We start from the raw sequence: 14,227 nt of genomic DNA on the forward strand, positions 1-14,227 counted from the left end.
ACCTATGAGAAATCCCTGACTCTTAAAAAGCTAATCGACGATTTATTCGAATATACACGCGTTAGCAGCAACGGGCTTCCCCTTAATATGGAGCCTGTAGATCTCGGAAAGCTGCTCGAACAGCTTGTCGAGGAAATGTCTCCCGTATTGGAGCAAGCGGATATGACCTACCGTATTCATACGGATAAGGGCCCTTTGATTATCCATGGTGATGCAGACGAGTTAGTAAGATTATATGAGAACCTATTTACCAATGCGGTTAGATACGGTAAAGAAGGTATGATTCTAGATATTTCCGTTTATAGAAAAGACAATAGAGTGATTGCTACATGCACGAATTACGGTAACCCGATCCCTGCCACGGACCTCCCCCACTTATTCAAGCGATTTTATCATGTAGATAAGTCACGTTCCAGAGAGACTGGCGGAAGCGGCTTAGGACTCGCGATTGCCAAGAGCATCACAGAGCTCCACGGTGGAACGATTTCAGCCAAAAGCTCACACAAACAAACTAAAATTGAGACTTCCTTCCCTGCGGGTGAATAGGCTCTGAACACAAACAAAAACACCCGACTATAATCACGCCGGGTGCATCTTTCAGTTCAATTTCAAATCATACTTATTCACTTACTTTAAGTTTCCTCCACGTCTAAACACACGGTTTAGAATATAGCCTATGGCTATTAATCCAATACCTGTCATGTAGAGCGGCGCAGGGCTATTTTCCCCCGTCTTAGGAAGCTGAGGGGCACTTGAAGTGCTGTTGTTGACTGTACCTTTCGGAACTTCCTCATCAACAATGTCGACTTCACCCAAAGGAACATTTTCATCTGTAATAACTAAATCTGGAGTTCCTACTTCTTCTGATGTCGTGGATTCCAGATCGCTCGTATTCCCAGGGCCAGCAGGTACTGCCGGATCATTGATGATTACTCCTGGCACCAGCGAACTCGTAGACGTAGGTGTCAACGGACCTCCTGGGGCTCCTGAGGTTGGTGTAGACGTAGGTCCTGATGTCGGCTCTGTTGGCGGAGTAGCCGTCGGTTCCGATGAAGCTGATGGTGTTGCGGTTGGGACTATAGTTGGTTTTGGCGTTGCAGTAGGCGTAGGATCCACTGCTTTTTGATTCGTAATTACGAGTTGATTCGTTGATGAAGAATGAATGGACACTGGATGCTCTGTAGGATCTAGTACATAGCCACTAGGAGCTGTCGTCTCAATCAATACGTAGTTACCCAACCATAATTTATTGAATGTTGCTGTACCAGCGGAATCTGTGGTTAAGCTATTAATAAATACCCGGTCTGAGCCGTTAAGGCGATAGAGTGCAAAAGTTGCATCTGCCAGCGTCTTCAAGTTGCCCTCTGCATCCAGCTTCTTGATCATCAAGGAACCTCTAACCCCGCTGCCTGATCCTGACCCACTCGACACACCGACGATAATTTCTTTAGAAGAATCTTTGCTTATTTCGATAACATTAAAACCACTGAAACGAACAGTATTAGTAACTTTGTCTCCTGTATTCGCCATAATCAGGGACTGATAGTCGAGAATATAAGGTTTACTAATCTCCTTGGCGAAGCTTAAATCAAACGACTGCTTGCCTTCTAAATCCGTTTTTATTTCTAAGCTGTAATCGATACCCTGAATCAATTCAGGTCCGCTTTTTGTTACATCCCCGTTTTCAGCTACGATTGTAGGATACAGATGGAATGAATCCTGCAGCAGAATCTGATTAGTGCTAGGCGTATCTTTGATTAACGCATTCTTCACAGTAGACTGACTACGATTAATTTGAATACTCCAATCGATTTTTTCGCCATTCTGAACACCATTTTTCAAGAGATATTCGTCTCCATAAGGAATCTTTACGGTAGCGTTCAAATCCTTGGATACCTTTTTTGCCCCATCATAGAGACTGGCTTTATTATCAATAGAAGTGCCAATGACTTTGCCTTCAAGACTTGTATGAAATTCTATATAATAAGCGGATTGAATAGCATCTGTAAAAGAGAGCTTCAGCTCATTATTAGCATTAACACTGTAAGTGTATTTGCTACTGTTTACCTCGACACCTTTCGTTGGGTCTCCATTCTTAGCAACATTCATGGTGTATACTTTCAGCGATCCAGGAACCAGGGTTTGACCCGATTTCAAAATATCCACGACTTCTGGCTCTGCAACCGTTTTGCTATTATAATTGACCCCTAATGTCCAAGCTAATTCTTTAGTTAAAGCATTATAAGAACCAAACTTCAAACCATTGCTTTTCGCTTCGGTTCTTGGAATAAATAGCCCTTCTGCTTCTGTTGTGCGAGGAATTTCGGACGTGTCTAACCAGTCCATCCTAACCTTGTTATTGAAATTTTCAGTATTAGACCAAATCCAATCCTTATTAAATTCCGTTGTATAGCTAATCGTATAAAGACCAGTAATCTGCGAATTAAAGACAACCTTGAATCCTTTATTAGCCTGAACAGGAGCATTGTAAACCAAACTATATTTGGAAGGATTCAATACATTCCCATTAGAATTTCTAATAACGAGTGATTCCGGAATAAACTTCAGTCCGCCAAACGGGAATGACTCCGTAACTTCAACCTGACCCATTGGATAGTTATCACTGTTTAATGTGACTTTCCATCCAACCGTTTTATTCTGATAATCTACGCCTGATAAGTTCTTATACAAAATGGCTGACCGTATTAAGCGTGTAGCTTCTCCAGTATAGGTACTGTCCGTAACTGTATTAGTGATTATAGTATCTTCAAACACACGCTTTACAGCTTTGGTCTTATACTCGATTCGATAAGCAGATGTTACATCTTGTTTAAATTGCAAGGTGAACCCTGACTTCTTCACGTCTGAAGCTGCAACTACAGTGTAATCAATATCCTTGGTCAAAAGATTACTCAACGTTGCTGTACCCGCTGAGTCCAGTTGCACCGTGTATACTTTTATCGAATTGGCTACTAACGCTTGAGAATCATCAAACAAATCCTTTAGTACAGCATTTCCTTGCGGAATCGTTTTTTTATTATAGTTATATTCGATTGCCCAGGAAATGATTTGATTGCTCCAGTCATATCCGCTAGAGTATTTGTTCAAACTTCCTCCTCGTTCTACTTGAACAGTAGCAGAAGAACTTGCAGGAACTTGCCCATCTCCTGTAAAAGTCGCTGTATTCGTGAAGCTTAGCCGTTGCTCATCAGTAATAGCTGTGGAGTATTCAATACGGTAAGCACTCGAAATCGCAGGATCAGTGAAACGAACATTTAACGATCCTCCAGTGAACTCTGTAGAATATTTACTAGTATCGAGTAGTGCACCTTGTGTTACCGAACCGTCCAACTGGATACTCAGTTGATACACACTCACAGTAACCGGAGTGCTAAGTGACAAACCTGTTGGTATAGGGTCCGTTACGACTGCATTTCCAACAGTTTTTAATGATTTATTTACGTCAACGGACCATAGAATATGGTCTGCATTAAAACCCTGAGGAATCCCCCTCTTCTCAATGGTCGATCCTACATTCGGTTTAAAATTCACAGTAACCGTCTGAACACCACCGCTCACCGGAAATAAAATCTGCTGAACAGTACTTCCTGAGATTGTATGTTTATCAAACTTAGTATTAATCCGAAGCGTTCCTTGCACTTCATCATGCGTTTCTATGTAGTCGTTAAAGGTCATTGTTACTTTGTGTGATAACTGCTCAACTGTAAAAGTTCCTACATCTCCATCCTCTGAGACCAACAAGCCGCTAATATCATTAAAAAGCTGAAACTGCTCTGGAAGCTGAAAGGTAAAGGTGTCACCTTGCTTGTACGGATGAGCTTTAGGAAGAGACCACGTATAATCTAATGTTACATTAGCTTCTTGCTCATAGACGCTATCCGTAACCGTCTGCCCGTCTTCACCATATACAGCCATTGAGACACTGGTGATGATATTCCGCTCTTGATCGATTGCCGCTGCTTGTACTTGTGGAGTGATCCCGATGCCATAGGCATATTGCGCTACAAGCATCAGAATAACAATCATCACACTTATTCTTTTCTTTAACATTATCCTAAAGCCTCCAATTCCTTTTCCAATTTGATTTTTCTGTGTTTGTATCCCCTCTTGAAGCGTAATCTCTGCCATTCCTCATGCTCGAATGCTTCTTATGTAATTCCGCGCCCATTGCCCATCTTATGTTAAAATAATGAAAAGACATCCTTTTGTGGGTTAGCTGACAGAACGCATACATATATAACCATTTTATGGATGTTTCGAAACAGAAAATATCAAAAATTTACAAAGATATTTTTTGAAGTACTTTTTAGGTACGAAGGAGGTTGGTTCATGCATCTTTCATCTTTTTTTGATCGACAGCGTACGGAGGATTTCATTATGTTCTCCCCTTCACATTGGATTGCTCTGTCTATCATTACATTGGTCTGTATACTGTTTTACAGTTTAAGATTCGAGATTCGGACTGATGTGAGACTTCGGCAAAGTGTGCGCTTGCTGCTGATTATTATTCTTTTGTTCTCAGAAACAGGTCTTCAAATATGGTACCTCTCTCAAGGCGTATGGCAATCCAGCAGCTCACTCCCGCTCGAACTATGCGGAATTACTTTACTACTATCCGTTATCATGCTGATCACTCGCAGCCGAGCACTATATTCCTTTCTGTATTTTGCTGGGATTGGTGGAGCATTCATTGCTTTACTCACACCGAATCTGGTCTATCCATTCCCTCATTTCCGATTTCTACTGTTCTTTATAGCACATGGTGGTATTGTTCTCGCTTCTCTTTATATGACCTGGATTGAGGGCTATAAGCCCGCTTGGAAATCTCTCCTGTTCACCATGCTTGGACTAAACATTGTGGCCGCTTGTGTGTGGATCGCCAATTACATCCTAGGATCTAACTACATGTTCCTATCTCATAAGCCCAGCACTTATTCTGTATTGGATTATTTCGGGCCTTATCCTTATTACCTGCTTGTTGAAGAGTTGTTTGCCTTCGTTGTGTTTCTGCTCATGTATATGGTATTCTTCTGGGTGCCAGAGCAGCGTAAATCGAGACGTAAACGAATAAGCCGGATTCCTTATTAAATAAGAAAAGGCCAGCCTCCGATAATCCGGAGACTAGCCTTTTTAAATTAAGAATTCTTAAGCTTCGATGATTTCTACCGAAGTCATTTTGTCGCGTCCTTTGAAAGTATCAACAAGATCCATACCTTCAACTACTTTACCGAATACAGTGTGAACTCCATCCAAGTGTGGTTGCGGTGCATAGCAGATGTAGAACTGGCTTCCGCCTGTGTTCTTACCCGCATGTGCCATAGCAAGTGTTCCGCGCTCGTGTTTGTTTGGGTTGATTTCGCAGTTGATTGTGTATCCTGGACCACCAGATCCAGTTCCGTTAGGACATCCGCCTTGAGCTACAAAACCAGGGATAACACGGTGGAATGTCAATCCATTGTAGAAACCATCTTTTGCTAGCTTTTCAAAGTTAGCTACAGTGTTTGGTGCATCTTGATCGAACAAGTCAATCAGCACTACGCCGCCATTTTCAAGAGTAATTTTCGCTTGCTTTGCCATATGTAAATGACCCCTTTCAAAATTAACAAATTTAGAATACCTCAATTATATTACTATGAAACTACGCACAAAGCAAAGCAAGCAGGAGTAATTCCTGCTTGCTCTTTATGCCTTACCAGTTTTCCCTACCTAACATTAACGGCTGTTACTTAGCAACAGCAGCTTGTTTAGCGATACGCTCAGGAACAATATCGTTGGCAATAAGATCATTATAGCTTTCGCGACGCACTACAAGATCGCTGTGTCCGTTCTGAACGAACACTAAAGCCGGACGACGAAGCCGGTTGTAGTTGCTCGCCATGGAGTAATTGTAAGCGCCTGTGCAGGCTACAGCCAACAGATCGCCGCTTTCAGCCTCGGGCAGCTCTACATCCCAGATCAGCATATCTCCGCTCTCGCAGCATTTACCAGCGATGGATACAGTTTCTGTAGCCTCTTCATTCGCTCGATTAGCAAGTAATGCCTCATATTTAGATTGGTACAATGCAGGACGTGGATTATCAGTCATCCCACCGTCAACGGCAACGTACTTACGCACGCCTGGGATATCCTTGTTCGTACCTACTGTATAAAGTGTAGTACCTGCATCTCCAACAATACTACGGCCCGGCTCCACCCAAATTTCAGGCAAAGCATTATAGATTCCAGCAAAATGAGTCTTCACGGCATCCGTAATTGCAGTTACATATTCAGAAACATGTAACGGGGTATCACCCTCAACGTAACGAATACCGAAACCTCCACCTAGGTTTACTACACGGAAGTCCACTTCCAAACCTTCTTTAACACTACGAGCAAAACTCGCTACACGTTCAACAGCAAGCTGGAATCCATCCGTTTCAAAAATTTGAGAACCAATATGGGAATGTACGCCAAGCAGCACTAAATTCTTTTTGCTGACTGCCGCTTTAACTGCTTCATAAGCCGATCCATTACCGATATCAAATCCAAATTTGGAATCGGTCTGGCCTGTTGTAATATACTCATGCGTATGAGCTTCGACACCTGGTGTCACACGTAATAAGATGTTAACCTTAACTTCTTTACGTGATGCAATCGACTGCAAAAGATTAAGCTCTACCAGATTATCGACTACAAAGCAGCCGATCCCGGCATCAATCGCCATTTCGATCTCTTCAGACGTCTTATTGTTGCCATGAAAATGAATGCGTTCTGCAGGAAAGCCAGCTTGCAAAGCAGTGTAAAGTTCGCCATCAGATACAACATCAAGCGACAAGCCTTCTTCATCAGCCAAACGAACCATAGCCATTACTGAGAACGCCTTACTTGCGTAAGCTACTTGGAACCCAAGTCCAGAGGATTTAAAAGCATCCATATATTCCCGGCAACGTTGTCTCACCAATTGCTCGTCCAATATATATAGCGGGGTTCCATATTCCGCCTTCAATTCCGTTACATCACATCCGCCGATTTCCAAATGCCCAGCATCGTTAATTCGGCTAGTACCGTGTAGAAACATTCTTTAGTCCTCCAATTTCTGTGGAATATCAAGGTTCCACCCTGTCTTTAGTGTATTCAGTATAACAGACAGTGGGAACTCCATTGAATGGACTAATTTGCAGTAGTTTTGTATTTTCCTACGATTGTTAATCATTCTTTTGAGTAGGCGGCACTCTTGTATTGTCTCTAGTTTTGTTGAAAGACGGCCTTGTCTTCGAGCTTAAGACTGGCTTACGCACTAGAATTTCAATCATTGCCTTTGCATTAAAAGGTATAAACGGCCACATATAAGACGAGTTATAGGAGCGATGGGTAGTTAGGAAAATAGTCAGTAGCGTCGTACCAATCATAAATCCTGGCACCTGGAAGGCCGCTACGGCTACCAATAACACAAGCCTGACTATTCGATTCGCAAGACCCAGCTCATAACTAGGGGTTGCAAACATACCAATGGAGGCAACAGCCATATACAGAACTACCTCGTTTACAAACAAACCACTCTGTACCGCTATATCACCTATCAATATAGCTGCAATCAGACCCATCGCTGACCCTAAAGGTGTTGGGGTATGTACTGCAGCCATCCGCAGTAAATCAACCCCAAGCTCCACAATTAGAAACTGGGCGAGTATTGGAATTCTGGCGGTCTTTTGAGGTCCAATGAAATCCAGCATAGCCGGCTTTAGTTCAGGATGAATGACAAGCAACATCCATAGCGGCAGCAGAAACATGGACGCAAATATACCGATGAAACGGACCCACCGTAAGTACGTTCCCATAAAAGGAGTCTGACGATTCTCCTCTGCATGCTGACAAAGATCAAAAAAAGTAGTCGGAAGAACAATAACAATAGGTGAGGTATCTACAAACAGTACTACCCTTCCTTCCAATAAATTGGAAGCTACGACGTCAGGGCGTTCAGAATAACGCACCATAGGATATGGATTCCATCCACCGCCGATAATTGCCTCCTCTAATTGTTTATCTGCCAGAGGAATACCATCAATATCAATGCTTTTAATTTTGTCGATAACAGACATAACCTGTGTTTTATCAACGATATCATCAATATAAGCCACGCAGACATCTGTCTGTGTCCGTCGTCCAACCCGAAATAGCTCATATTTCAGCCCTGGATCACGAACCCGTCTTCTTACGAGAGAGATATTGCTCAGTAAAGTCTCTGTAAAACCGTCGCGCGCACCGCGCACCACCCGATCAATCGAAGGCTCTGCTGGACTGCGACTAGGATAAGAACGAGTATCCATGATGATAACTTTATTCTCACCTTCGACGAATAGCACGCTCAAGCCTTCTAGTACTTTCTCGATACTTTCACTTAAAGAATTCCCCTCTTCCACCTGAATGTGAGGGACATATTCATTCATAAAGCTAGACAGTACACCCGTAGACAGATTCTCAGATGTGAGATAGGTCAGACGTTTCAGAATATCATCGGTCACATCTGTATTGGTAAATCCACTTAAACAGAGTAGAGCTGTCTTATGTCCGCCAAAGGACATCTGTCTAAACGTCACATCAAAGCTTGTGCCTAGTCCCATTACCTCTGTAAGTGTTTGTTTCGTATCTTGCAAGGACATTGGGATTTCATCATTACCTTGCCAGTAAATGACGGATTCTTTTAACGAGTTGGAGTGCTCGCGATCCCGTTTCTTTTGTAGCTTACCGCTTCCCTTTTGATTGCTGTCTTGAGACTCTTGTTGCGCTTGCTTCTTAGATAGTTTGGACTTTGGCGTCACTTTGGCTTGAGATTCTTCCCCTGACTCTGTTGCGGACTCTGATCCGCCTGCTTGTTGGGTATTCTGTTCTTGTACCTCATCTTCGGATTCCGAGTCTGAATCTAAGCCGAATAACCTGGCGAAAAATCCTTTACTAGGCTCATTCTGCTCCTGATTCCCGAGCTCATCTGACGCCTCTGCATCCTGCTGCCCGGAATCCGGCTGTGTAGCTTCAGCGCTTTGCTCTTCTGCCCCAAGCTCATCCGATGCCTCTGCACTCTGCTGCCCGGAATCCGGCTGTGCTGACGCTTCGGTGCTCTGCTCTTCTGCCCCTAGCTCCGCAGATGCTTCTGCATCCTGTTGCCCGGAATCGGGCTGTGCTGACGCTTCGGTACTCTGCTCTTCTGCCCCTAACTCATCTGAAGCTTCTGCATCCTGTTGCCCGGAATCCGGCTGAGCTGATGCTTTGGTGCTTTGCTCTTCTGCCCCTAACTCCGCAGATGCTTCTGCATCCTGCTGTTCTTGACTCGGATCAGCTGCTGTAGTATTTTCCGCCGGATCTGCGTCTTCACTGGTCATAGAAGCTCCGTTAACCTCGGTATGATCATCAACTAGATCCTCTGCGGTATTCTTCATTGATGCGGCAGCCGCAGCATTTTCTTCTTGATGATCCACTTCTGGCACAGAATCACCGCTGTGAATAAATTTGCTCATTCCATAACCCCCGTTTACTGTCGGTATACAAACCAGTCGAACAAAGAACCCGCGACCTTCCCGCTTACCATCGCCATTAACAGCCCGAACAAATAATGTGTCATGTTCAAGCGTTTAGCGAGTATCGGCAGCACATTTAATACCTCGGTCAATGCTGCAGCGAGCATCCCGACAAAAATTCCGTCAAAAAGTCCTATACCAAGTTCAACTAAAGGACCTGAGGATATTTTCCAATTCCAAAAATCACTTACGGTTCCTAGCAATGATCCAACTACCATCGCACCCTCGTACCAATGTACTTTATCGTAAGAAGAAGTTAATTGAGCCAGACGGGGCACCATGTCGAGAACCACAAATAAAGCGATCACACCGCCGCCTACAGCGATCCCCCCTGCAATACCCAGCAGCAAATTCAACCCTAGTGTTATAGGTGCCGTCATCTTCCGTCCTCCACGTTCTCTGGTTGATTTTCTCCACGGCGCCTCATTTTGCTATACTCCTCATTGATGACGTATTGGTCGATATTTTTCTGATACAGGTACATTTCCACTTCTAGCGGTGTAGGCTCTTCATTCCACTTTTTCTTAAATAAATGGTTGAAAAAAATAACCATCCCAAAGCCGATTCCTACAGAATACGCAATCTGAAATACAACCGGATGTTCATCCCGATGACCGGTTATCATCTCCACAATTCGAATTTGAACCTCCTGCATGTTTACATCCGCATGAAAATTCATGATTGTCAGCGCAGATCCGAAGAACAGCAGCAGCCACACTAAGACAAACATCGCTACTGAAGGCTTCCGCCTCTCCACCGGACCTTCAATCTGCACAATCGTTCTCCCTTCACCGATCGGCTCAATATCCGCTTCCGGCAAAAGCTCATAAATGCGGGGAATAACCATCAGAAGATCAATCAAAATTAGATTGCCGTCACTTTGCTCTGGCTTCATTAGCAGAATAGATTCCAGCGACTCTTTCAGCTCTGGCTCCGCGATCAAAAATGCAATATCACCCAATGTGACACCTTTACCTTTGGGCACCGTCACCCGGTTCTTAAGCTGTATATAGATGGCGGGAGCAGAATGTTGTTTCATCCGCATTCCTCCTAAAGGTTGTGGTCAAGTAGCTCCGGTGCAAGATAACGGTAGTATGGGAGTAAAGCCTTATTTTTACTCTTGTAGCTCTGAATCAATTTCCAAAGATGCTGAAATGTTGAATTTTTATTGGTATCGGGAATGCTTACCCCACCTTACAATCTTGTTATAAAAGAGAAAGGGAGGAGCTTTATGTAAGCGGATACAAATATCACTATGCTAGGGGTGCCTGTTGTTTAAATCCTAATCCGGAGGTACAAGCAACTTGTCTACACTGAATGCTCAGATATAAACGAATATGAATGGTATGGTTGCCTGGTATGGTAAAGAGGTGATCATTTCAGAGGTCGGGATGGACGTTAGTGCTCTAACAACGGCTAAAGCTTTTCTTACCGACATCATTAGCAAAACAAAATCGGTAAGTAGCGGCAAAGAGCTTGGCGTGTTCTATTGGGAGCCGGAGAGTTATGGTACATGGTACGCTTACACAAAAGGTGCCTTTGATTCTTCTGGTAAGCCTACTGTGGCTTTAGATGCCTTTTTGAATTAAAAAAGAAGACAGCCACGGTGCTTAACTTTTGGCTGTCTTCTTTTCTAATAATCTTTAGAAATGGAGCGAATCCAGTTTCTTACCTTCAAAATCAAACAGAGCTAAATTGGACCACCCATTCTCATGCCCAACAGACCATTCCTTTTTCGAAGGAATCCAAGCAGGCTCCCAGTAATAAAAGCCGATTCCTTTTCCGTTAGGTGTATTCTCAATTACGTTTATGAAATCCTTCATATACTTAGCTTGACCCTCTTCTGTGGCTGGATAACCATCATGGAGCTGGGCTTCCTCATTCACAATTACTGGAAATCCTTCAGGTGCATTCAGTGTCCATGGATAGGCTGTTTCCACCACAATGATATCCTTGTTATAACGCAGCGCTAATTCGTTCAGGTTAAGCTGCAAGTCGTCTAAAGTACCATGCCACCAAGAGTAGAATGATAATCCGATAACATCATAATTTACACCATGTTCTAAGAAACGATCAAAAAAGTTACGGCTCGCCGGATGATCAGCACCCCGGTCAATGTGGATCATGATAGACAAGTCAGAATCGACGGATTTCGCGCCCGCTATGCCTGCTTTAACGAGCGTAGTGAACTGCTCCCACTGCTTCGGAGTATCACAATCTCCATCAACCTTGCCTTCTCCCCATAACATGCCTGGCGTAATTTCATTACCGATCTGCACCATATCGGGCAGTGTGCCTTGGGACTGTAAAGCTTCAAGTGTCTCGCGTGTATAATTATACACGGCGGATGTCAAACCCCTGAAGTCAAGTGCCTCCCAAGCTTTTGGCTTCCATTGGTTAGCTGGATCCGCCCATTTATCTGAATAATGAAAATCCAGTAGAAAATCCAGCCCTGCTTCTTTGATCCGCTTTGCCATAACCAGCGTCCGTTCCAAATTGCAAAAGACGCCTGGAGGGTCATTCCAAATCCGCAGCCGTATGGCATTTACTCCATTGTCCTTAAGGATGTGGAGTAAATCCTCACCTTCCTCAGCAGTCCGAACAGAGCGACTATGGAATTTGCCTCCACCCAGCTCTATTTCATCCAAAAACGAGATGTCCATTCCATTGATAAATGTCGTTATCATCATCCCTACTCCTTTACAGAACCAAGTGTCATTCCTTTAACAAAATACTTCTGCAAGAATGGATATACAATTAGAATAGGAGCAGCCCCGATAAAGATTTGCGCGGCTCTAACCGTTGTCTGCGAGATTAATTCCATCTCCTTCGGATTAATGCTCATGGAGCTCATATCCCGTTGAATGATAACGGTCTGCAGAAAGGTCGCCAGCGGAAACTGCTTAGAATTGTTCAAATACAATAGTCCATCGAACCAGGAGTTCCAGTGGAACACCATACTAAACAGTGCAATCGTCGCAATCGATGGTAATGAAATCGGTAAGTAAATGCTGAACAAGGTACGGAAATGTCCTGCGCCGTCAATTAGCGAAGCTTCCTCCAAATCTTTAGGAATACCGCGGAAGAAGTTCAGCATCAGAATTACCAAGAATGTATTAACCGCACCTGGCAGAACGAGTACCCAGAAGGAATCCATTAAGCCAATCTTTTGAATAACAATATAGAATGGAATCAGACCACCATTAAACACCATGCTGAACACGAACAACCAGGAATAAACATTCCGGCCTTTGAAGGCTGAGTTTTCTTTAGATAGCGGATAAGCTGCCAGAAAAGTAATCAGAAGCGTAAGTCCGGTTCCGAGTACAGTTCTTTGTACGGATACCCATATAGAGTGTAGGAATATCGGATTATTCATTGTCTTTTTATAAGCTTCCAGAGAGAACTGCTTTGGCCACAAGCCCACCAGATTGGCATCAGCCGCAGACTTGGCACTGAAAGATACAGCTAATACGTGAATCAGAGGAACAATACACATGAGTGCGAGTATGATCAGAAAACAAGTATTGAATATGTTGAAAATACGATAACCTCTAGTTTTGTAATACATAGGTCTCCCTCTTCCATTGGTAGTTTAGAAAATGCGATATCCTGCCCATTTTTTAGCCAGACTGTACGATACAAGGATTAGGACCATACTAATGGCTGACTTGAACAGTCCGATTGCTGTACCAAAGCCCATCTCACCATTCAGAATAGCTGTCCGGTATACGAAGGTGTCGATAATATCGCCTTTCTGATAGACCAGCGGATTGTAGAGGTTAAAGATCTGGTCAAACCCTGCATTCAATACATTTCCGAGAGCCAGAGTACCTACCACAACAACCATTGGCAGTAGGGAAGGCATTGTGATAAAACGTGTCTGTTTCCAGCGGGTTGCACCATCTATTTCAGCAGCTTCATATAATGAAGGGTTAATTCCTGCTAGAGCAGCCAGGAAGACGATCGTGTTATAACCAAATTCCTTCCATACATCCGTGAGAATGACCGTGAACCTGAACCAGTTATTATCTCCTAAGAAAAAGATGGGTTTAATCCCCATACTGCCGAGGATCTGATTGACGAAGCCATCTGTAGCAAGCAAATCTAGCAAGATCCCGCCAAGGATGACCCAAGACAAGAAGTGAGGTAAATAAACCAATGTCTGAATTGTACGCTGTATATAAACCTTGCGAATCTCATTCAATAGAATGGCGAACACAAACGGCACCGCCAGATTGAAGATCATCTTCAGAACGGCAATAATCAATGTGTTCCAAATGACCTGCATGCTGTCATTACGTTCAAATAGATAGCGGAAATTATCTAATCCAACCCACGCTGATCCCGAAATTTTTAGCCATGGCTTATAATCCTGAAACGCCATCACAATTCCGCCCATCGGTATAAAGCTGAAGATGATCAGGAATATCATCGCCGGCAGCAACATTAAGTGAAATGGCCATGTTTTTTTAAGTGTTCTCATCCTTGGTCCCCCATATCGTGTCAAGTTCTTCTGTAACCATACTCAAATTATAGCAACGACAGGATTCCCCAAATAGCGAGCAAAACCAATATATATGGTACAAAACCAATCTCTTTACCGTATAGATACAGAAGCAAATTTATACAAATCCGGATAACCGCTAACGCAA

At 43.5% G+C, this 14,227-nt stretch carries 12 protein-coding genes; 3 read left to right on the forward strand and 9 right to left on the reverse strand.

What is annotated here, in order from left to right; translation table 11 throughout:
• A partial coding sequence (locus tag ACWNM1_RS13865; protein WP_449601373.1) for a sensor histidine kinase occupies window positions 1-546 on the forward strand: 546 nt, incomplete at its 5' end.
• An 81-nt stretch (window positions 547-627) separates the two neighbouring features.
• Here the strand turns inward: ACWNM1_RS13865 and ACWNM1_RS13870 are convergent.
• Complete coding sequence (locus tag ACWNM1_RS13870; RefSeq protein WP_449601374.1) at window positions 628-4,071, reverse strand: collagen binding domain-containing protein; 3,444 nt, start codon at window positions 4,069-4,071, stop codon at window positions 628-630.
• Between the two features lie 279 nt (window positions 4,072-4,350).
• On the opposite strand from ACWNM1_RS13870, the gene ACWNM1_RS13875 reads away from it, so the two are divergent.
• On the forward strand, window positions 4,351-5,109 hold the full coding sequence (locus tag ACWNM1_RS13875; RefSeq protein ID WP_449601375.1) for a YwaF family protein: 759 nt from the start codon (window positions 4,351-4,353) through the stop codon (window positions 5,107-5,109).
• Window positions 5,110-5,166: 57 nt separating this feature from the next.
• On the opposite strand, the gene ACWNM1_RS13880 is transcribed toward ACWNM1_RS13875, so the two are convergent.
• From ACWNM1_RS13880 to ACWNM1_RS13900, 5 genes are all read right to left on the reverse strand, one after another.
• Window positions 5,167-5,598, reverse strand: coding sequence for a peptidylprolyl isomerase (locus tag ACWNM1_RS13880; RefSeq protein ID WP_042190291.1), 432 nt, complete (start codon window positions 5,596-5,598; stop codon window positions 5,167-5,169).
• Window positions 5,599-5,743: 145 nt separating this feature from the next.
• The gene (lysA, locus tag ACWNM1_RS13885) at window positions 5,744-7,078 is read right to left on the reverse strand and encodes a diaminopimelate decarboxylase (protein ID WP_076284538.1); all 1,335 of its coding nucleotides are present in this window, start codon (window positions 7,076-7,078) and stop codon (window positions 5,744-5,746) included.
• A 127-nt stretch (window positions 7,079-7,205) separates the two neighbouring features.
• Window positions 7,206-8,819: a spore germination protein gene (locus tag ACWNM1_RS13890; protein WP_449601416.1), complete on the reverse strand. Its 1,614-nt coding sequence runs from the start codon at window positions 8,817-8,819 to the stop codon at window positions 7,206-7,208.
• 707 nt (window positions 8,820-9,526) lie between these two features.
• A complete protein-coding gene (locus tag ACWNM1_RS13895; RefSeq protein ID WP_076284537.1) occupies window positions 9,527-9,952 on the reverse strand; it encodes a stage V sporulation protein AB in 426 nt (141 codons plus the stop codon).
• Window positions 9,949-10,611, reverse strand: a complete 663-nt coding sequence (locus ACWNM1_RS13900; protein ID WP_339266226.1) for a stage V sporulation protein AA — start codon at window positions 10,609-10,611, stop codon at window positions 9,949-9,951. The genes ACWNM1_RS13895 and ACWNM1_RS13900 overlap by 4 nt, the downstream gene beginning before the upstream one ends.
• A 298-nt stretch (window positions 10,612-10,909) precedes the next feature.
• Here ACWNM1_RS13900 and ACWNM1_RS13905 point away from each other — a divergent pair, with 298 nt between their 5' ends.
• Complete coding sequence (locus ACWNM1_RS13905) at window positions 10,910-11,161, forward strand: glycosyl hydrolase 53 family protein (RefSeq protein ID WP_449601376.1); 252 nt, start codon at window positions 10,910-10,912, stop codon at window positions 11,159-11,161.
• Window positions 11,162-11,215: 54 nt separating this feature from the next.
• Here ACWNM1_RS13905 and ACWNM1_RS13910 read toward each other — a convergent pair whose 3' ends face one another.
• From ACWNM1_RS13910 to ACWNM1_RS13920, 3 genes are read right to left on the reverse strand one after another with little or no spacing between them, the layout of a single operon-like run.
• Window positions 11,216-12,262, reverse strand: coding sequence for a glycoside hydrolase family 53 protein (locus tag ACWNM1_RS13910; protein WP_449601377.1), 1,047 nt, complete (start codon window positions 12,260-12,262; stop codon window positions 11,216-11,218).
• 2 nt (window positions 12,263-12,264) lie between these two features.
• A complete protein-coding gene (locus ACWNM1_RS13915; protein WP_042190304.1) occupies window positions 12,265-13,143 on the reverse strand; it encodes a carbohydrate ABC transporter permease in 879 nt (292 codons plus the stop codon).
• A 24-nt stretch (window positions 13,144-13,167) separates the two neighbouring features.
• Window positions 13,168-14,058, reverse strand: a complete 891-nt coding sequence (locus tag ACWNM1_RS13920) for an ABC transporter permease (RefSeq protein WP_042129685.1) — start codon at window positions 14,056-14,058, stop codon at window positions 13,168-13,170.
• Window positions 14,059-14,227: the final 169 nt, after the last annotated feature.

The sequence above is a fragment of the Paenibacillus sp. Marseille-Q9583 genome (genome assembly GCF_976954365.1).